We start from the raw sequence: 20,835 nt of genomic DNA on the forward strand, positions 1-20,835 counted from the left end.
TAACCTTGAACCTTGAACCTTGAACTTTGAACCTTGAACTTTGAACTAAGCATATGTTATCAATAAAAAACTTAAGCGCCCAGATTGACGGCAAACAAATTCTTAACGGAATAAACCTTGAAGTAAAAGCCGGTGAAGTGCACGCCATTATGGGGCCAAACGGCTCAGGAAAGAGCACCCTGGCTTCGGTTCTTGCCGGCCGCGAAGAGTTTGAAGTAACCGGTGGCACCGTTGAGTACCTGGGAAAAAATTTACTCGACCTGGAACCAGACGAACGTGCCCGCGAAGGTGTATTCCTCGCATTTCAGTACCCGGTTGAAATACCCGGGGTGAGCACCATCAACTTTATGAAAACAGCGGTGAACCAGGTGCGGGAGCACCGCGGACAAGATCCATTGGATGCTGTTTCTTTTTTGGGGCTGATGAAAGAAAAAATGAAACTCGTTGAAATCGATCAGTCGCTTTTAAACCGGTCGCTCAACGAGGGCTTCTCGGGCGGAGAAAAAAAACGCAACGAAATTTTTCAGATGGCCATGCTGGAACCCAAACTGGCTATACTGGATGAAACCGATTCAGGGCTTGATATTGACGCCTTGAAAATTGTTGCTAACGGTGTAAACAAACTACGGTCGAAAAATAATGCCATTATTGTAGTTACCCACTACCAGCGCCTGCTTAATTACATTGTTCCTGATTTTGTGCATGTGCTTTATAAAGGAAAGATTGTAAAATCAGGTGGCAAAGAGCTTGCGCTCGAGTTAGAGTCGAAAGGATACGATTGGATTAAAGCCGAAGCAGAAGTTGCATGAGCGAAAATTTAATACATACCAACCTGCTGGATACACTTACCGAATCTGTTTATCCGCAAACTGATTTACAAAAAGAAGCCTTATCGGTTCTACGCCAACTTGGACTACCGGGTAATAAAAACGAAGAGTATAAGTATACACCCCTGACCCGTGCATTGGAAAAGGGCCTACAGTTAGGCCACTCATTTGTAACCAGCGGGGATTTACCAACGGATGAACACTGGAAAATACCCGGGCTGGATGCTTACGAGGTTATTTTAGTGAATGGTAAATTCATTGCCGAAAAATCCTCCCTGCCGGTTACAGCAAAAGCAACTCCCATGCACCAGGCCTCCGATCGCCTGCATGCCGATAAACTTATCGGAAGGTATGCTGATTTCAAAACCGATGCTTTTGCGGCCTGGAATACTGCAACGTGGAATGACGGCCTTTACCTGGAAATTCCGGATGGCATAAAACTGGATAAGCCACTCATTATATATTACCTCCACGATTCCGCCAACGGACAAGTTAAATCAGTAAGCCGGAACATGGTAGTGGCCGGTGCATCAAGCGAAGCTACTTTAATTGAAAAATGGTGTTCATTCGGAAACAACACCGCCCTATCTAATACGCTTTCGGAGATTGTGCTGCACGAACATGCTCAGCTAAATCACCTGGTCATTCAAAACGATGTACCTACACATATTCAATACCTTTTTAACCAGTTCTGGCAGCGCACCGGCAGTAAACTTAACAGTCATGTAGTTACGTTAGACGGTGCCTTCATCCGCAACAACACGCGCGTTTCATTAGATGGTGAAAACTGCGATAGTCACCTTTACGGATTATACCTGCTTCATAACCATACGCTGGCCGATAATCATACGGTGGTTGATCACCGGAAGCCGAACTCATACAGTAATGAACTGTATAAAGGGATTCTGGAAGACCAGTCGAAAGGTGTATTTAACGGAAAAATTTTTGTGCGGCCGGATGCACAAAAAACCAATGCCTTCCAATCCAACCGTAACATCCTGCTTTCGGATAAAGCAACAATCAATACTAAACCGCAGCTTGAAATATGGGCCGATGATGTAAAGTGCTCGCACGGTTGCACCACCGGTCAGTTGGATGAAGAAGCCATCTTTTATCTGCGCTCGCGTGGTATTAACCAAGAAACTGCCCGGGCCATGGTACTGTACGCTTTTGCCAGCGAAGTGCTTGAAACAATAACTGACACTTCACTGAGAACCTATATTGATAACCTTGTCAGCGAGAGGCTGCATAAAAACTTCTGAAGATGGATAGTCAGGTTATTGCGGCTAATGTTGCGGAAATCCGGAAGCAATTTCCGGTACTGAACCAGCAGGTAAATGGCCGTGACCTGGTTTATTTTGATAATGCCGCCACCACGCAAAAACCTTTGCGGGTCATCAACGCATTAACTGAGTACTACAAGGGCTATAATGCCAATATCCACAGGGGTATTCACACCCTGGCCGAAAAGGCAACCAAAGCCTATGAAGAGACACGGCAGGCAGGTAAAGACTTCATTAATGCTAATTCTGCTGAAGAAATAATTTTTGTTCGTGGCGTAACAGAGGCCATAAATCTTGTTGCTTCTTCATACGGAAGAACTTTTCTGAAGCCGGGTGATGAAGTAATCATCTCCGGTCTTGAACATCACTCCAACATAGTTCCCTGGCAATTGGTTTGCGGAGAAAAGAGAGCCCATCTTAAAATCATTCCGGTTTTAGAAAATGGCGAACTTAATCTAAATGCCTACCGGAAATTGCTTTCCGATAAGACCAGAATTGTGGCCGTCAATCACGCATCAAACAGCCTGGGCACGATTAATCCTGTTAAAGAAATTATTGATTTGGCTCATCAGGTTGGTGCGGTGGTTCTGATTGACGGAGCCCAGGCGGGCGCACATGTACCCATTGATGTGCAATACCTCGGTTGCGATTTCTATTGCCTCTCCTCACATAAAATGTACGGGCCAACCGGCACGGGCATTCTGTACGGAAAAAAAGAACTGCTTGAAAAAATGCCTCCTTACCAGGGCGGAGGGGAAATGATCAAAGAAGTTACCTTCGCAAAAACAACGTATAACGACCTGCCCTACAAATTCGAAGCCGGCACACCCAACATTGCCGATACCATTGCCTTTAAAAGTGCTATAGACTTTATTAATGAAACCGGAAAGGAAAATATAGCTGCTCACGAAAGTAATTTGCTTGCTTATGCTACAGGAAAAGTGGAAGCCTTACCCCGTACTCGGATTATCGGCCAGGCATCACAAAAAGTAAGTGTTCTCTCATTTATTATCGATGGCATTCATCCGTTCGACATCGGCCAGATGCTGGATGCGCGAGGTATTGCCGTTCGTACCGGGCATCATTGCACGCAACCCCTGATGGACCAGTTTGGTATTGATGGAACTGTTCGCGCCTCATTCGCAGTTTATAACACAAAAGAAGAAATTGATCAACTGGTGGAGGCACTTAACCGCATCATCAACTTTATGAGATGAAATCCATCGTTGACATACAAAACGAGATTATACAGGAGTTCTCGCTGCTGGATGGCGACATGGAGATGACTGTATTTTACATCATGGAGCTGGGTCAAAAACTGCCTCCAATGAACGAATCGGGTAAAACGGATGAAAACCTGGTGAAAGGATGCCAATCAAAAGTTTGGCTAACAGCCCGATTGCAGAACGACAGTGTGTACTTTGAGGCCGACAGCAACACAGCCATTACCAAAGGCCTGGTAAGTTTGCTGGTACGTATTTTCAACGGCCAAACTCCTGAAGCTATACTAAATGCCGATTTGTACTTCATGAACAAAATCGGGATGGAGCGGTTTATCGGTACGCAGCGGTCAAACGGTTTTGCCGCCATGATTAAACAAATGAAGTTGTACGCACTGGCTTTTAAAACAAAACAGGAAGTATGAAAGAAGAAAACCAAACAGACGTACAGCAAACCGAAATAGCCAACCTGCGTGAGAAGGTGATAGGCGCGATTAAGAGCGTGTATGATCCGGAAATACCCGTTGATATCTATGAACTTGGCCTGATATATGAAATCAACGTCTATCCTATCAATAATGTGTATGTACTGATGACGCTCACCTCACCCTCCTGCCCCTCGGCTGAGGTAATACCCGGTGAAGTGGAACAGAAGATAAAAGCCATAGAAGGCGTAAACGATGTGAAAGTTGAAATCACATTCGATCCACCCTACTCGCAGGACATGATGAGCGAAGCGGCTAAACTGGAACTTGGCTTTTTATAATTCAAGGTTTAAAATTCAAGGCTCAAGGTTTAAGGTTTAAGATTGAAAGGAAAGTGGCAACAATAAATTCATTCGAAGACCTGGAGGTTTGGAAAAAAGCCAGAACGCTGGCCAGGGAAATTTTTGAAATTACGCTACGTGGAAATTTGAGGAAGGATTTTTCGCTTAAAGAAGCAATCAATAAAACTACCGGTAGCATTATGGATAATATTGCCGAAGGTTTTGATCGGGGAGGAAATAAGGAGTTTATTCAATTTCTATTTATTGCCAAGGGCTCTGCCGCAGAATTGCGATCTCAACTTTACCGTGCACTTGACAGAAACCACCTGGAGCAAGGTGAATTTGAATCACTGAAAGTCCAGGTAGAAACCATCAGTAAACAATTATCTGCATTAATCACCTATTTGAAGTGTTCAGATCTCAAAGGTCCGAAATACGTAAACGAACCACTTGAAAATTATGGAAACCTGAAATAAACCTTAAACCCGAAACTTTGAACCTTGAACTTTGAACTTTGAACTTTGAACTTTGAACCTTGAATCTCTAACGAATGTTGAACCAAAAAAAAAATGAAGTATGTATCCCGAACCACTTGTAGCCCCCATGCGCTCCGACCTGACCAGCGCAGGCTTTAAAGAGTTGCGCACCCCTGCCGATGTTGACACAACCCTGAAAGACAGCAAGGGCACCATCTTGCTCGTATTTAATTCTGTATGCGGGTGTGCTGCAGGCGCTGCACGCCCCGGTATTAAATGGGCATTACAAAACAGTACTAAAAAGCCCGACCAGCTAACAACCGTATTTGCCGGTGCCGATATTGAGGCGGTGGCCCGTGCCAGAGAATATACATTGCCTTACCCGCCATCATCGCCATCCATCGCGTTATTTAAAGATGGCGAACTGGTGCACTTCATTGAACGCCACCATATTGAAGGCCGCAACGCCCAGATGATTGGCGAGCATCTGGTAGAAGTGTTTGATGAGTATTGCTGATTTTAGTTTAGCATTGTATTTAATAAAAGCGACTGATTGAGTCGCTTTTATTGTTTAAAACGTTGAGTATCTTCTACAAGATTACCAAAAGGTTAACTGATAATCCGTAAAGATACCTAAGCTGAATACGCTCCCGGGCCGTATGGCCCCGCATACTCGTTCAACGCTGTGCCCAATCCGCACCTGCCCCGCCAGTCCAAAGATTGGCCAAGGCGTTGTCTGAGTATACTGAAAATAAACTCACATTCAATGGTTAGTGAATTATAGTGGTATGATTGCGAGCCATCAGAAAAGGTTAATAGTAAAATTAACAAATCAACCATTTGCATAAGTGCCAAAATATAATGAAACTGGAAGAGGAAATTTACAATTTATGAAGCAGGCTTGGCTACTAACAGCTCTGTTACTTTTTATTCTCGGGGGCGTATTCAATATCCAGGCGCAGACAAAAAAGGTTAAAGAATCATTTAAGGTACTGGATGATGGTACTGTTCATATCCAAAACGAAGCCGTGCAGGATGAGAACTGCTTGTTTGGCAGTGATGGTGAAATCGATATCAGTGTGTATGGTGGTGTTTCACCTTATACCTACGAATGGACAGATGGTATCGGTACGGTGGTTGCCACAACGCAAGACCTGATTGGCGTTGTTGCCGGTGACTATTCGGTTACCGTTACCGACAACACCGGGTGCTCCTCCTCGGCAAATTTTACCCTGGGTTATTTTTGTCCCTATACCTGCTCCGGCCTGCTGGAAGTTACCACTATTGATCCAAGTTCCTGCCAGGCATCTGATGGGGAGATTAACGCCACTTTACTGGAGCCGGGCCCCTACGTGTACAACCTTTACCGCTATGATCAATACAACAATTCCTACACCCTAATTGATAATGGCTCATCAGTAGGCGCCACCTTCAACCGGCTGTTTACCAATTTACCGCCCGGTCGGTATGAACTTGAAGTTACCGCAGCCGGACCCTGTACGTATACTACATCAGCCGACCTTGCCGGCACCGACTTTTACCTTACCGGTTCTTCAAGTACAAACAATACTTCGTGTGTAACACCCAACGGATCCATTACTGTTGATATTCTTGACACTACCCTTCCGCATAATTTTCAGGTTCGCTGGAAAAACATTTATACCGGGGCTGAAGATTCGCAGCTCGAAAACTCCACAACCATAACAATCAGTAATCTGGTGGCCGGTTATTATGTTGTTGAGGTGCGCGACCTGGATACCGGGTGTATGATTCAGCATGGATTATTTGTTAATAGTTCAGCTCCTTTTCTTACCGTTACCACCAACAGCATTGTGCCACAATCCACCTGTACACCTCCTAATGGCTCAATTAGTATTGACGTAACCGGAGGAAGCGGGTCATATACCTTTACCTGGTTCACTCCTTCGGGTGTACAGTCCACCAAAGACATCACAAATCTTACGGCTGGGTCTCATTTTCTTTATGTTAATGATTTGGTGAGTGGCTGCACCAATGACGTTGCCAGCAACACCTTTACAGTTGCTAATACTGCCGTTACCCCTTCAGCAATCTATGTGGTAACGCCAAATACATCCTGTACCGGAAATAATGGCGCCATCGACCTTACACCCATTGGAATAGGCCCCTTTACAATTACCTGGTACAACGAGATGTTGGATCCGATAGCCGGCACCGAGGATTTGATTAATGTTGCGCCCGGAATTTATGGCGTGCGTATTACAGACCAATCCAACGGATGCTCGCGCTTTTTGTTTCCGGGAGACGGTAGTCCGGAAGTTACCGACCATTCCTTGCCGGCCATATCCCTCACCAGCCAGGTGTTTAACAGCACCGATTGCAACGGTATTCCCGGTAATGGAGCTATTGACTTAACCGTAACTACTGCTGCACCAACAGTAACCTACCTGTGGAACGGGCCTTTTGGCTTTACTTCGCCCGATGAAGATATTGCCAACCTTCCGGCAGGCGACTATACAGTTACTGTTGAAGTGACCTGCATTGCCAACACGCCTCCTGTAATTACTCCTGATCCTTTATCGGCAACCAGCGGCCAAACCCTCATTGACCTTGACCTGCTGGCTATTATTACCGATGCCGAAAACAACTTTGTGATTGACTCCCTCAAAATCATTCGCCAGCCGGTTAGCGGAGCCTTTGCCGAACTGATTAAAACACCCACTACGGCATCGCTTCGCATTGATTATTCCGGCATCAGCTACCTTGGTATTGATTCGGTTCGCATTGAAGCCTGCGATGCCCTGGGCGCCTGTTCGCAGCAGGAAATTTTTATTACGGTAGAGGTAACCTCATCCATAGTTATCTACAATGCCGTTTCACCGGTTGGGGCCCCCGGCAACCAATACCTCCGTATTGATGGACTACCACAATCCGCAAACCGGGTTAGCATTTACAACCGCTGGGGTGATCTGGTCTTTAGTATTAATGATTATGATAACCTGACCAGACGGTTTGAGGGTATTAGTAATTCAGGAAAAGATTTACCTTCCGGTACTTATTTCTATAAAATTGAAATCAGTGGTGGCCCGGTAGTAACCGGCTTCCTTTCATTAAAACGCTAAGGTTATGAAACTGCGCTACATCACATTAGTTCTCCTGTTCTTTTACTCGGCAGCTAAAGCACAGGTTGACCCGCTTTACGCCCAATACCTGAACAATCCATTCCTGATAAACCCTGCTTATGCCGGCATGAACAAATACCTTAATGTAATGGCGGGTTTCCGCAAGCAGTGGACTGGTTTTGATGGCAGCCCCACCACCCTGGCACTCACCGGGCACACCAGCGTGGCCGATAATAAGATGGGGCTGGGAATACTCATATCGCAGGATAGAATCGGTGAAAACACCAACACACTTGTTCAGGCGGTGTATGCCTATAAAATAAATCTGAATCAAAGCACGTTGTTGTCATTTGGGTTACAGGCCGGCATGATGAATTACCGAACCGACAACAGTGAACTGAATCCCTACGACCCGACCGACCCGCTCTTCTCGGGCGTGCAAAACACCACCAAGCCAACGTTTGGCGCAGGTGTTTTGGTCAAAAGCGATAAGTATTTTGTTGGCCTGGCGGTGCCCCGGTTACTAAAAGCAACAACCGATTTTGAATCAACTTCCGGTACCGGTGAGGTTGACCTGTACACCCAGCATTTCTATGGATTTGCCTCCTATTTATTTATGATCTCAGACCGGCTTCGGTTTAAACCTGGTGTTTTGGTGCGAGCGGTTTCCGGTTCACCGCTTTCAGCGGATATCAACGCACAATTGAATATCGAGGATCGTTATGCAGTAGGATTATTCACACGTAATTTCAATACCTATGGGCTGTTGGCCCAAATCAAATTCAATCAATTCCGATTTGGGTATACCTTCGAACTACCTACCAACAAATCGGTGGGTACTAATTTTACCACCCATGACCTGACCGTGGGTATCAACCTGGGATTGCTCCGCTTTCACGATACGCTTGAACTGAGTGATTTTTAGAGACGGAAGATTTTACCAAAGCCATAAACTTTAGCATACCAACCACGCTTCATTATTCCGAAAGTTATTCAAAGAGGTTACTCGCAACCTAAAAACCCGCTTGTGGAACCATGGGCCTCTTTTTCATTTCTCAATAAACCGGTAGTAATGCCGCTGCATAAATGAATCTGGTATTTCAGATTTGAAATAAACTCCGTGTTGGCGGACAAACGAAAAAAGCGCAAAAGCGCTGGGCCCTTCCAAGTTGCATTGATGCAGATCTAGTTCTATTGGGCTTTTTGATTCTGACTTATAAAAAATCAATACCGGCAGCGGATATACGTGATTTCCTCTATCGATCTCCTGATTAAACTTTGCGTACACATTACCGAGTTCTTTTTGATTATTCATTTCATTTAATTGAAGAAATTCCTCTACTGAAATAACTCCATTTACAGTTGCCCTACTTAAGAAATCAGCGAACTTAAGAACAAACTCATCATAAACGCTCTTATCTGACAATTGGGCTTGATGAAGGTACCAGTACTGGTACACAGGAGGATGGACTGGTTGAGGCAAAGCCCCCCCATATGTGCCGCTTTTATAGTCACCAAAACTAATACCGGCATATAGATGTGTGGTTACATTCATCATAAAAAGTGAGTATGTAAAAAACAACTATTGTTACAAACGGTTATAAAGCTAAAGTTATTACTTTGCAAGTACTAGTAGAAATTAAAATTCGAAATAATGAAAATTAGCAAACAGTTTTTAAGGGAAGCACTGGCCATCATTTTTAACGACCAACTCTTCACATTCAGTCCTTCCGATGATTTTCATCATGCGGATCCTTATCTTTTCGAGCAAAGTTTAAAGAAGCTTGCCGCCTTAATAAACAATAATCCACATTCCCTGTATTACTTCAGGGCAGGCTTGGCATTTCTTTATAATAATCCAAAGCTTGTTCACCCTGGTTTACTTTCTTTGCACGCTATTCCATTTACAACACAAGAAATAAAACCTATTCTAGCCAAGGCATTTAATCACTTTTGGCCTGATGAGGATATTGCCTCATACAACATTGATCATTTGCTTCCTGTTGAAATTGTAGAGATGAGCGAGGATGAGTGGAGAGTTCGCACAACCCCTGATTCCTCAGAAGGCGGCCTGTTTAAGAGTTAAGCTGGCTTAACTAACATTTAGAAACTGAATTTATCCAGAAACGCACGTAGTTCCGCTTTGAACGTTTCAGCGTTGCGTATATCCAGAGACTGGTTAACTAACTGATTAACTTTTATGCTCAACTGACTAAACCGGATATGCTGGTTAATCATAATAAATTCCAGGTCGGGAATGAGTTGCTTTAATTCATCCACAATATCAATCACCTTCAGGTTGCGGCTTACCAGGTTATAGGTGCCGCCCGGCAGGTTGGTATGCAGGGTTGCCGCCAGCGCCTGTGCTACCTGGTTGATGTGAATAAACGCGCGCGCCTGGTTGCCATCGCCATGAATGGTGATGCGCTTTTCAAAGTTGGCTTCAAACACAAACTTGTTGATAACAGCATCGAACCGCATGCTGCGGCTGTAGCCATATACGTTGCCGCACCGGAAAATAAAGGTATCCATCCGGCCGGCCAGCCTGCGCACATGTTCCTCACCACGAAGTTTGGATATCGCATAAAAGGTAGTCGGGTGGGGTTTGTATAATTCATCAATTTCATCATCCGAAGAACCATACACCCCTGCGCTGCTGGTATAGATGAATCGGTTAACCTTGCTCTCTTCAACGGCATACACCAGTTCAGCCGTACCCCAGTGATTTACCTGTTCGTACAAATGCGCATCGGCATTGGCAAACGGTGTGGTAACCCGTGCAGCCAGGTGATACACTACATCTATTCCCTGCAGTGATCTTTTAAGTCCGCGGCTATCCAGCAGTTCGCCTTTCTGGAAATGAATCTTTCCGTGCTCTTCAATCTTGCCGCCCAGAAACAAATTAAAATTGCTTCGGCTCAGGTTATCAAAAATCACAATCCGGTCAACAGCCGGATTGCGGGCCAGCAGTTCAACCAGTTCCGTTCCGATATACCCGGCTCCACCGGTAACAAGCACATTCATTGCTTAACCATTTACTTCGAAACTAATTCTGTATGCAGTCCGCATTCTACTTTCTTCAGTCCAAACCAGCGCGCCTCACGCTCCTGCATGTTGGGGTCTAACCTTCGGGTGCATGGCTCACAACCAATGCTTACATAGCCCTGTTCTTCCAGCGGATGCCTGGGCAGTTTAAATTCCTTCTGGTATTCCCAAATCATTTTGCTTGTCCAGTCGAGCATCGGGTGAAACCGCAGTTTTCCATACGGGGCCGGTTGTTCCACCCGCATGGCGGCTCGCACCGAACTTTGGTCGGCCCGCACCCCGTTTATCCACACATCGAACTCGCGCAATACGCCATCCATGGGCTGGGTTTTATTCAGGTAGCAGCAATGGTCCGGGTCGGACGTAAACAGTAACTTTCCTTCGGCATCGCGCTGCATAAACTTGGGCACTTCGGGCTTTAAATCAATGGTATTTATACCAAACAATGCGGTCACTTCATCGCGAAAGCGGATTGTTTCAGGAAAGTGGTAGCCGGTATTAATAAAGTACACGGGTATGGTGCGGTCTATCCGGCTCAGCATGTGCAGCAACACCAGGCTGTGCGACTGGAACGATGAACTTGTAAACAGTTTCTTACCGGCTGCCTGGTAACGGTGAATCTGGTCATATAGAGCTTCGAAAGTCATAAAAGCTGTACCCAATATTAAAAATATTAATCGGCAAACCGGTAATTCCTGAACCTTTTAACCGCAATCCTGTTTAACTTTAGACGCCACAAATGAAAGTAAAGATTTCGCGCAAGGAGCACTTTAACGCAGCCCACCGCCTGTTTAATCCGGCCTGGACTGACGAACAAAACCAAAAGGTATTTGGCAAATGTGCCAACCCGAATTATCACGGCCATAACTATGAAATTATTGTAAGCCTTACCGGAGCGCCTGATAAAGAGACCGGGTATGTGTATGATATGAAAGAACTTAGCGACCTGATACGCGAACAGGTAACATCAAAGTTTGACCACAAAAACCTTAACCTTGATACCGAGCATTTTAAAAACCTGAACCCCACTGCCGAAAATATTGCCATGGTTATCTGGAATATTCTTCGAAGCAAAATTGATAAATCACTTGACCTGAAAATCACACTTTATGAGACAGAAAGAAATTTCGTTGAATATCCGGCCGATTAATCCTGAAGTTTATCTTGACGACCAGGGCGATGACCATGTAGGCACCTCGTACAACACACCCCTTCGAGCCGATGCCTTTGATATGCCCGATGACGAGAAAGTGGAGAAGATTGAAAAGCATTTCCGCGAAATCATGCACATTCTCGGGCTTGACCTCACAGACGACAGCCTGCAAGGTACACCACGAAGGGTGGCGAAGATGTATGTAAAAGAAGTGTTCAGCGGACTGAACCCGAAAAACCGCCCCCATGCGAGGCTGTTCGAAAACAAATACAAGTACAACCAGATGTTGGTAGAGAAGGAGATCACCTTCTACTCACATTGCGAACACCACTTTGTGCCTATTTACGGCAAGGCCCATGTGGCCTACTTCTCAAGTGGTAAGGTTATCGGCCTTTCGAAAATCAACCGCATTGTTCAGTATTTTTCAAAACGCCCGCAGGTACAGGAGCGCCTTACCGTACAGATTGCCCGCGAAATGATGCGCGTACTAAAAACCGAAGATGTTGGTGTGGTGATTGACGCTACCCATTTGTGTGTTGCCTCCCGGGGTGTGGGCGATACGAACAGCCGCACGGGAACGGCCTATTTTTCGGGTAAGTTTAACGATGAGAATATCAAACGGGAGTTTTTGAATTATATCAACAGCAAATAGGCCCTCCACATAATTTGCCCGGAATCCCGACAGGCCACCGGCCAGATCGCAAATAATCCAATTACTTAGTAGATTAGCGGGTCTAATTAAATTACGCATATGGTATTCGACCTCGACATGATTAAAGCGGTTTACCGGGAACTGCCCGGCCGCATTGCGAAAGCCCGCAAAACAGTAAACCGCCCACTCACCCTATCTGAAAAAATCCTGTTTTCGCACCTGCACAGCGACCAGAAACTGGAAGATTTTGCGCGGGGCAAATCCTATGTAAACTTCTCGCCCGATCGCGTTGCCATGCAGGACGCTACCGCCCAGATGGCCCTGCTCCAATTTATGTCGGCCGGAATACCCAAGGTACGCGTTCCCTCAACCGTGCACTGCGACCATCTGATTCTGGCTAAAAACGGAGCTGCCCAGGATTTGAAAGAATCGCTTACCGCCAGCGGTGAAGTGTTTAATTTTCTTGAATCGGTATCCAATAAATACGGCATCGGTTTCTGGAAACCGGGGGCCGGCATTATCCACCAGGTTGTTTTGGAGAACTACGCTTTTCCGGGCGGTATGATGATTGGTACCGATTCGCACACGGTAAATGCCGGAGGGCTGGGCATGGTAGCCATTGGCGTTGGCGGAGCCGATGCAGTTGATGTGATGTCGGGCATGCCATGGGAACTGAAGTGGCCTAAACTGATTGGCGTCAAACTAACCGGTAAACTAAGCGGATGGACTTCTTCAAAAGATGTGATTCTAAAAGTGGCGGGCATTCTAACTGTAAAAGGAGGAACCGGTGCCATTGTCGAGTATTTCGGACCGGGTGCGTTAACCCTTTCGTGTACCGGCAAAGGAACCATCTGTAATATGGGTGCAGAGATTGGTGCCACCACCTCCACTTTCGGTTACGATGAAAAGATGGCACAATACCTGCGCGGCACCGGCCGCAAAGAAGTGGCCGACCTGGCCAACAAGGTAAAAGAACATTTAACGGGCGACCCGGAAGTATATGCCAACCCCGAAAAGTATTTCGACCAGGTAATTGAAATTGATCTTTCCACACTTGAACCGCATGTAAACGGACCCTTCACCCCCGACCGCGCCATACCGGTTTCGAAGTTTGCTGATGAGGTGCGTAAGAACGGCTGGCCGCAACAATTGGAAGTCGGCCTGATTGGTTCTTGTACCAACTCCTCGTACGAAGACATAACACGTTCGGCATCGCTGGCAAAACAGGCGGTGGATAAAAAACTAAAAGCAAAAGCCGAGTTCACCATTACACCGGGTTCGGAACAAGTTCGCTACACGGTTGAACGTGACGGCTACCTGGGCATATTCGAAAAGATGGGTGGCGTTGTGCTTGCCAACGCGTGCGGCCCGTGCATCGGGCAGTGGGCGCGGCACACCAACGATCCGAACAGAAAAAATTCCATCATCACTTCGTTTAACCGGAATTTCGCCAAGCGCAACGATGGCAACCCGAATACCCATGCGTTTGTTGCTTCACCTGAAATAACAACTGCTTTTGCTATTGCCGGAGATTTAACCTTTAATCCCCTAAAGGATACCTTAATTAACGAAGAAGGCAAGCCTGTAAAACTGGACGAGCCCACTGGTGTTGAGTTTCCGCCAAAAGGCTTCGATGTGAAAGACCCGGGCTACATTGCCCCGGCCAAAGACGGCAGCAAAGTAAAGGTAAAGATCGATCCGAAATCAAACCGCCTGCAGGCGTTAAGTCCGTTTGCCCCGTGGGACGGCAAGAACCTGACCGGCATGAAGCTGCTGATTAAAGCCAAAGGAAAATGCACCACCGACCATATTTCCATGGCCGGCCCGTGGCTGCGCTTCCGTGGGCACCTCGATAACATCAGCAACAATACCTTAACGGGAGCAGTGAACTACTTTAACGATAAGACCGACAGCGTGAAGAATCAATTAACCGGTGAGTATGGTCCTGTTCCTGCTACACAGCGCGCGTACAAAGCGGCTGGTATCCCGACCATCGTGGTGGGCGACCATAACTATGGCGAGGGATCCTCGCGCGAGCATGCTGCCATGCAGCCCCGCCACCTGGGCATCCGGGTTATTCTGGTCAAATCATTTGCGCGCATTCACGAAACCAATCTGAAAAAACAAGGCATGCTGGCGCTGACGTTTGCCAACGAAGCGGATTACGATAAAATTCAGGAAGACGATACCATTGATATTGTTGACCTGACTTCCTTTGCTCCGGATAAACCGCTTACACTGGTGCTGAAGCACAAAAACGGAACTACTGACACCATTAAAGCCAACCATAGCTACAATGCCGGGCAGATTGAGTGGTTCAAGGCGGGCTCAGCCCTTAACCTGATGGCTAAGCAAATTGCCGCATCAGAGAAAAAGCCTGCCAGCAAAAAAGTGAAGAAGAAACCGGCTAAGAAGAAACCGGCAAAAAAAGCTGCACGCAAGACAGCTAAAAAGTCAGTTGCCAAAAAGAAAGCAAAGAAAGTTGCCAAACCGAAGAAAGCTGTGAAGAAACCTGCAAAAAAGAAAAAGGAACGGTAAACCGGTAAACCAATGAAACAACAAATCGTTACTCCGGCCCGGTCGCTTACCAAAGAAACCGAGGCGCTGCTGAACAAGCAGATAGTGATGGAAGGCAAATCGGCTGCCGCTTATTTGTCGATGGGCTCCTGGTGCGAAACCAAAGGGTATGAAGTCTCATCGCAGTTTCTGTTTAAACATAGTGATGAAGAGCGCATGCATATGCTGAAGCTTATTCACTATGTGAACACAGCCGGGGGTCATGGCCTGCAACCCGAGATCACTAAAATAAAGCATACCTTTAAAAGCCTGCGCGAAGTTTTTGAAACCGTGCTCAACCACGAACTTGAAGTAACCAAATCCATCAACAGCATTGTTGACCATTGCTTTACCATCAAGGATTTTGCCACGTTTAATTTTCTGCAATGGTATGTGATGGAACAACGCGAAGAAGAGACCCTGGCCCGCAGGGCAGTTGAACTGTTCGACCTGATTGGCGAAGAGGGTGTTGGTTTGTGGATGATTGACCAGGAAATCGGTAAACTGGAAATGTACGCTGCGAAAGTTTCGGGTAAACCGGCCTGAGTATTTACAGTACATCGCGAAGCACAAGCCTGAACTCATTCAGCATCATGGCGGTAGCGCCCCACACGATTTCGCCATCAATTTCGAAGTGGGGCGCCAGCATGGTGTAGCGGTTAGCGACAACAATCTCTTTTGATTTGATGGCGCTGTCATCAAGAATGTCCGACAGTTTACCCATCAGAATCTTTACAACTTCATGCTGATCCGGCTTGAATACCGGTGTTGCTTTTGCAAAGCCCACGACAGGCGTTACCATAAAGTTGCTGGGGACGACAAAAAAATCTGTCAGTCTGCCAAGTACGTTTACCTGAGCGGGGTCAATACCGATTTCTTCTTGTGCCTCGCGCAAAGCGGTTTCAACGGCTGTTTCCCCGGATTCAGCCTTCCCTCCCGGCAAACTTATCTGGCCACTGTGCAAACCGGAATAATCCGGTCGCTTGATGAGCGGAAAAATAAAGCTATCGGTTTGCGGGCACAGCAGAATCAACACACTGCCGGGCCTTGGCGGAGTTTTATGCTCAAACCGCGGAATAACCTGCCCCACCGGCTTTGCCCGCAGGGGTTCGTGGGCAAAAGAACCAGGAAGTTTACCTGCCAAACGTTTGGTAAGCGTCTTTAAAAAAGATTCATCGGTCAGGTACATGACATGGTGAAGTATATTCGATAAACTTTTGAAAGTAATACAAGTATTACAAAAAAAATACTTATAAATTTGATAAGGTGCGGATTATCCACACCTACAGGCGTATCTAAACCAATAATCTATGAAGAAAATGTACCACTTAAAAAGTGCTGCCTTGTTGCTACTGATTTTAGTAACAGGGTTTGTTTATGCACAAAACTACACGGTTACCGGAACCGTGAAAGACGCAAAAACAGGTGAGGGAATGGCCGGAGTGAACGTTGTTGTGAAAGGCACTTCACAGGGAACGATCACTGACAATACCGGTGCCTTTACCATCAGTGTTCCAACCAGTCCAGCGACCCTTCAAATCTCATTTATCGGCTACAGGACTGCTGAGGTTCAAGTAAGTACATCTGTAACAAGCATCAGTGCATCATTAGAAGAAGATGTTACCAGCCTTGAAGAAGTTGTAATATCAGGGCTGGCAACAACGGTAAAACGAACAAATCTTGCTAATGCCGTTGCCAGTGTTGATGGAAAAGAGTTGATGGGGACTACAAATCCACAAACATTAGATTATGCATTGTATGGCAAAATGACAGGGGTAAACATGAACTCTAATGGAGGTGCTCCTGGCGGAGGTGTAAACGTTAACTTCAGAGGGATAACCACATTGGGTGCCGGTTCTTCACAACCCTTATACATTATTGATGGCGTTTACATGAATAACTCAGCCATTCGTAATGGACGTTCGGAAGCAAATCAGGCCGGAGCCGGTTCAAACACCAGCAATCAGGATGATGCCGCAAATCGACTGGCCGACCTGAACCCGGATGATGTTGAGCGCGTAGAAGTATTAAAAGGCCCATCAGCGGCTGCCATCTATGGAACCCGGGCCAATGCCGGTGTAGTTATCATTACCACCAAGAAAGGAAAGCAGGGCAAAACCAAAATTTCGTTTAACCAGGATTTGGGTTTTGCAAAAGCACAAAACCTCAATTTCTACGAGCCATGGAACGAAGACAAAGTGACTTACTATCAAACTGAGTACTTAGGTAATCCGGGAGCAATACCAACAGAAGTTGCTGCGCTGAATCAGGCCCTTGCAGAGGGTAGAAATCTAGATTTAGAAAAAGAGATGTACGGAGAAACCGGATTTCTAACCAATACCCAAATCAGCGCCTCAGGTGGAAATGAAAAAACCTCATTCTTTGTATCCGCAGGCATTCAGGATGAAGATGGAATAATCAAGCATACAGGTTTCAAAAGGTATTCAATAAGAACAAACATCGACCATAGTATTTCAGACCGGATTAAGCTTGGTTTGAATACAAACTATGTTAAAACAGACAATCAACGGGGTTTCACCGGGAACCAGAACAACACCGGGGGTAGCCTGGGTTATGCCATTGCTTATACACGGTCATACCGAAACTTAAAGCCCGATGCCAATGGAAATTATCCTGATAACCCCGATTTCAATGATAATCCATTCGCCATACGCGACTTAGCAGAAAATAACCAAACAGTAAACAGGTTCATTACTGCCGGAAACCTGAGCGTTGGCATCTTACAAAAACCAAACTACGACCTTAAAGTTATTCTGAATGGCGGTGTTGACTATATGGGAGCCAACACAAAAGTTTATATGCCTGAAATTCTGCAACACCAGCGCGCATTACCAAATCCGGGCGATGTTATTTATGGTAACCAGAATGACCTGAACTCGAATATCCAGGGCTTTCTTGTATTCAACCTGTCGCAGGGCGCCACAACTTTCACAACGCAGGCCGGTGCTGTTCGGCTTGACCAAAATTCCAGATACCAACTAATCCGTGGGCAGGGACTCAATGGCGGCCAAAGCAATTTGGCCTACGCTCAGGTTGTTTCAAACATGTCACAGATAAATCAACGAACTTCGGATGTCGGATTATATGCACAGCAGGAAGTGAATTGGGGCGATAAAATAATTGGTACACTCGGGCTACGCTTCGATAAATCAACCCTAAACCTCGATCAGGATAAGTTCTACTCATTCTATAAAGGCTCAATTGCAGCAAATATTTCCAATTTTGAGTTCTGGAATGTTGAACAGGTTAATCAATTAAAACTTCGTATGGCATTTGGTCAATCCGGTGGTCTGCCCCTTTATAACAGAACGTTTGTTGTAATGAATTCTCAACTAATTGGTGGCGAGATTGGCTTTCAGGTTGGAACAAGAGATGTTGACCCTAACCTTAAACCCGAAATTGCGAATGAGTTGGAATTTGGAGTTGATGCCGGGTTTTTGAATAACAAAATCTCGCTTGAGGCCAGTTACTACATCAAAAATGTAAATGACTTAATTATCGACCTGGTACCAGCCGAATCAACCGGCATTACTGCCATTGCCACCAATGGTGCTGACTTACAAAACAAAGGTATCGAACTTGCATTGGGGGCAACGCCTGTTAGTACAAATCAAATCAACTGGTTTACACGCGTTGCGTGGTGGCGGAACAGAGCTGAAATAACTGATTTAAAAATTCCAGCATACACATTTGGAGGATTCGGTACGGCACTCGGAACGTACATTATTGCGGAAGGCTACTCACCAACCACCATTGTTGGAACACCTGCCGATGTTGACAACCCAACACCAGTTCCGGGGGTACAGGTTATCGGTGACCGCCAAGCTGATTTTGATATGTCGTGGTACAATTCAGTAACCTTCCTTAAAAACTTTGAATTTTCGTTCTTATTGCACTATAAAAAAGGTGGTGATAACATTAACCTATCAGCCTTACTTTGGGATGATGGAGGCTCAACACAAGGGTATATGAATGATCCGGATGGCGATGGGCTGGTTTTTGGATTAGGTCGCTTATTGGATTGGGTCGGTACCGGACAGGGGCGCGTTCCGGCTACCTATATTCAAGATGCCAGCTACTTGAAACTTCGTGAAGTTGGTCTTTATTACAATGTTCCGAAATCAATCACAACAGGATGGTTTAACGGAGCTATTAGCAATGTAAAAATTGGTTTTTCAGCTAACAACATCCTGGTTTCAACTAAATATGGCAGCTACGACCCTGAAGTTTCAAACTTTGGCGCACAACCCATTAACTCGAACGTTGAGGTTACTCCTTATCCCAGTTCAAGGAGATACTTCTTCCACTTAAGTGTTGACTTCTAACAATTAACCATGATTACTATGAAAATTAAAGTTATAATCTTATCCATCAGTTTGGTGATACTCACGCAGACTGCCTGTGAAATAGAGCCTGTAGTTGACCCGGATAACCCAACACTGGCCGGTGTGCTTACCAATGCATCCAAAGCTCAATTACGGGTGTTGGTTACAGGCCTGGAAGCACGAAGCCGCGGGTATTTTGAGAATGCGACAGAAATGTTTGGAAGTTTTGCACGCGAAGTCGCACCTTTTTTTGCTTCCGATCCGCGGTTCGGCAACGATTGGTATGGAACAACCACGTACCCTGATTTCTTTGCTTCGAATGGCACGTACCTGACTCCCTATCTTGCAGTGAAACAGGCTAACATTCTTATTCAATCTGTAAATAATACTTCAGCAGTAACTGCCACAGAGGCCGCTGGCTATATTGGGTTTGCCAAGACCATGAAAGCCTACCAACTTTTATGGCCTCTTATGCAGCAATATCAAAATGGTATCCGTATTGACGTAGAACAAACGCTTAATCCCGGGCCAATCGTTGATTACAATACTGCACTTGCTGCCATTCGTTCGCTACTTGATGAGGCAAAAACCGATTTACAGGCTGCCGGAAGTTCCTTTGACTTCAGTTTGACAATGGGTTTCTCATCTCCCGCTGAATTTTTGAAGGTTAATCGGGCAATAGCCGCTCGTGTTGCACTTTATGCAGAAGATTTCGCTGGTGCATTAACTGCGCTAAATGAATCATTTATAGACCTTAGTGTAACACCCGGAACCAGCGATAAGATGTTTATCGGGCCGGTGCATGTTTACGGAAATAACCCCGATGTTGAGAATCCCTTGTTCTATACCAGAAATACCCCGACAAATACTATTCTTATCGTTCACCCTGCCATGATTGATGACCTCCTGCCTGGTGACACCCGGGCCAGTAAATTCTATCAGCGAACAAACCTTGTTACTTATGGACCGATTCCTTTTCCAGGCGAGTATCAGGATAATCGCTGGGATTCAAACACAGACCCAATTCCATTCATCCGAAATGAAGAGCTGATATTAATTAAAGCCGAAGCCGAAGCCAGAAAGGCTGCCCCAGACTTTGCAGCTGCCTTTGCAGCTATTAATGTTGTTCGTAATACATGGGGATTGACTGACTACACCGATGGTACTCCCACCGTTGATGAAACCATTGAGGAGATATTATTCCAGAGAAGATATTCCTTGTGGGCTGAAGCTGGTCACCGTTGGATTGATCTCCGAAGAACCGGACGGCTGGACGCTGCTCATGTTGACCTGACGTATGACAGAGGTGATCCACCTTCAAGTACTCAGTTAATAACACAAGTAGCCCGGAGGGCATCTGAAACCAACTGGGACGAAAACAATTAAAGCATAGAATTTCAGTAAGGGGCT

20 protein-coding genes are annotated in these 20,835 nt (G+C 45.8%); 16 read left to right on the top strand and 4 right to left on the bottom strand.

The features are described from left to right. Positions 1 to 53: 53 nt before the first annotated feature. The 9 genes from sufC to HRU69_12745 all read left to right on the top strand — a co-directional run bounded on the left by sufC (position 54) and on the right by HRU69_12745 (position 8,598). Entirely contained in the window at positions 54 to 809 is a 756-nt protein-coding gene (sufC, locus tag HRU69_12705) for a Fe-S cluster assembly ATPase SufC (protein ID QOI98293.1), read from the top strand. Next, entirely contained in the window at positions 806 to 2,089 is a 1,284-nt protein-coding gene (gene sufD, locus HRU69_12710; GenBank protein QOI98294.1) for a Fe-S cluster assembly protein SufD, read from the top strand. The genes sufC and sufD overlap by 4 nt, the downstream gene beginning before the upstream one ends. 2 nt (positions 2,090 to 2,091) lie before the next feature. Then, positions 2,092 to 3,327, top strand: coding sequence for a cysteine desulfurase (locus HRU69_12715; GenBank protein QOI98295.1), 1,236 nt, complete (start codon positions 2,092 to 2,094; stop codon positions 3,325 to 3,327). Next, positions 3,324 to 3,755, top strand: a complete 432-nt coding sequence (locus HRU69_12720) for a SufE family protein (GenBank protein ID QOI98296.1) — start codon at positions 3,324 to 3,326, stop codon at positions 3,753 to 3,755. The genes HRU69_12715 and HRU69_12720 overlap by 4 nt, the downstream gene beginning before the upstream one ends. Further along, complete coding sequence (locus HRU69_12725) at positions 3,752 to 4,096, top strand: SUF system Fe-S cluster assembly protein (protein ID QOI98297.1); 345 nt, start codon at positions 3,752 to 3,754, stop codon at positions 4,094 to 4,096. The genes HRU69_12720 and HRU69_12725 overlap by 4 nt, the downstream gene beginning before the upstream one ends. 53 nt (positions 4,097 to 4,149) lie before the next feature. After that, the gene (locus HRU69_12730; protein QOI98298.1) at positions 4,150 to 4,572 is read left to right on the top strand and encodes a four helix bundle protein; all 423 of its coding nucleotides are present in this window, start codon (positions 4,150 to 4,152) and stop codon (positions 4,570 to 4,572) included. A gap of 100 nt (positions 4,573 to 4,672) precedes the next feature. Then, entirely contained in the window at positions 4,673 to 5,089 is a 417-nt protein-coding gene (locus tag HRU69_12735) for a BrxA/BrxB family bacilliredoxin (GenBank protein QOI98299.1), read from the top strand. Positions 5,090 to 5,462: 373 nt separating this feature from the next. Beyond that, entirely contained in the window at positions 5,463 to 7,673 is a 2,211-nt protein-coding gene (locus HRU69_12740; GenBank protein QOI98300.1) for a gliding motility-associated C-terminal domain-containing protein, read from the top strand. Positions 7,674 to 7,677: 4 nt separating this feature from the next. After that, entirely contained in the window at positions 7,678 to 8,598 is a 921-nt protein-coding gene (locus HRU69_12745) for a type IX secretion system membrane protein PorP/SprF (protein ID QOI98301.1), read from the top strand. Positions 8,599 to 8,721: 123 nt separating this feature from the next. On the opposite strand, the gene HRU69_12750 is transcribed toward HRU69_12745, so the two are convergent. Further along, positions 8,722 to 9,231 carry a hypothetical protein gene (locus HRU69_12750; protein QOI98302.1) on the bottom strand — a complete coding sequence of 170 codons (510 nt, stop codon included), beginning with the start codon at positions 9,229 to 9,231 and terminating at the stop codon, positions 8,722 to 8,724. A gap of 96 nt (positions 9,232 to 9,327) precedes the next feature. Between HRU69_12750 and HRU69_12755 the strand changes: the two genes are divergently transcribed. Beyond that, positions 9,328 to 9,759, top strand: a complete 432-nt coding sequence (locus tag HRU69_12755; protein QOI98303.1) for a hypothetical protein — start codon at positions 9,328 to 9,330, stop codon at positions 9,757 to 9,759. 17 nt (positions 9,760 to 9,776) lie between these two features. Here HRU69_12755 and HRU69_12760 read toward each other — a convergent pair whose 3' ends face one another. Together HRU69_12760 and HRU69_12765 are read right to left on the bottom strand one after the other, a co-directional pair. Beyond that, entirely contained in the window at positions 9,777 to 10,697 is a 921-nt protein-coding gene (locus HRU69_12760; GenBank protein ID QOI98304.1) for an NAD-dependent epimerase/dehydratase, read from the bottom strand. A gap of 11 nt (positions 10,698 to 10,708) precedes the next feature. Further along, complete coding sequence (locus tag HRU69_12765; GenBank protein ID QOI98305.1) at positions 10,709 to 11,365, bottom strand: phosphoadenylyl-sulfate reductase; 657 nt, start codon at positions 11,363 to 11,365, stop codon at positions 10,709 to 10,711. Positions 11,366 to 11,457: 92 nt separating this feature from the next. On the opposite strand from HRU69_12765, the gene HRU69_12770 reads away from it, so the two are divergent. The 4 genes from HRU69_12770 to HRU69_12785 all read left to right on the top strand — a co-directional run bounded on the left by HRU69_12770 (position 11,458) and on the right by HRU69_12785 (position 15,625). Beyond that, positions 11,458 to 11,868 carry a 6-carboxytetrahydropterin synthase gene (locus HRU69_12770; protein ID QOI98306.1) on the top strand — a complete coding sequence of 137 codons (411 nt, stop codon included), beginning with the start codon at positions 11,458 to 11,460 and terminating at the stop codon, positions 11,866 to 11,868. Continuing rightward, positions 11,828 to 12,523: a GTP cyclohydrolase I FolE gene (folE, locus tag HRU69_12775; protein QOI98307.1), complete on the top strand. Its 696-nt coding sequence runs from the start codon at positions 11,828 to 11,830 to the stop codon at positions 12,521 to 12,523. Before HRU69_12770 ends, folE begins: the two co-directional genes overlap by 41 nt. A 99-nt stretch (positions 12,524 to 12,622) precedes the next feature. Next, positions 12,623 to 15,061: an aconitate hydratase gene (locus HRU69_12780; protein QOI98308.1), complete on the top strand. Its 2,439-nt coding sequence runs from the start codon at positions 12,623 to 12,625 to the stop codon at positions 15,059 to 15,061. Between the two features lie 12 nt (positions 15,062 to 15,073). Next, complete coding sequence (locus HRU69_12785) at positions 15,074 to 15,625, top strand: ferritin (GenBank protein ID QOI98309.1); 552 nt, start codon at positions 15,074 to 15,076, stop codon at positions 15,623 to 15,625. 4 nt (positions 15,626 to 15,629) lie between these two features. Here the strand turns inward: HRU69_12785 and HRU69_12790 are convergent, their stop codons facing one another. Then, the gene (locus HRU69_12790) at positions 15,630 to 16,268 is read right to left on the bottom strand and encodes a CoA pyrophosphatase (protein QOI98310.1); all 639 of its coding nucleotides are present in this window, start codon (positions 16,266 to 16,268) and stop codon (positions 15,630 to 15,632) included. Between the two features lie 121 nt (positions 16,269 to 16,389). Between HRU69_12790 and HRU69_12795 the strand changes: the two genes are divergently transcribed. Beyond that, the gene (locus HRU69_12795) at positions 16,390 to 19,425 is read left to right on the top strand and encodes a SusC/RagA family TonB-linked outer membrane protein (GenBank protein ID QOI98311.1); all 3,036 of its coding nucleotides are present in this window, start codon (positions 16,390 to 16,392) and stop codon (positions 19,423 to 19,425) included. 18 nt (positions 19,426 to 19,443) lie between these two features. Beyond that, positions 19,444 to 20,811: a RagB/SusD family nutrient uptake outer membrane protein gene (locus HRU69_12800; protein QOI98312.1), complete on the top strand. Its 1,368-nt coding sequence runs from the start codon at positions 19,444 to 19,446 to the stop codon at positions 20,809 to 20,811. The last annotated feature ends 24 nt before the right edge of the window (positions 20,812 to 20,835 follow it).

The organism is Flammeovirgaceae bacterium, from assembly GCA_015180985.1.
In the GTDB taxonomy this organism is placed as follows: domain Bacteria; phylum Bacteroidota; class Bacteroidia; order Cytophagales; family Cyclobacteriaceae; genus UBA2336.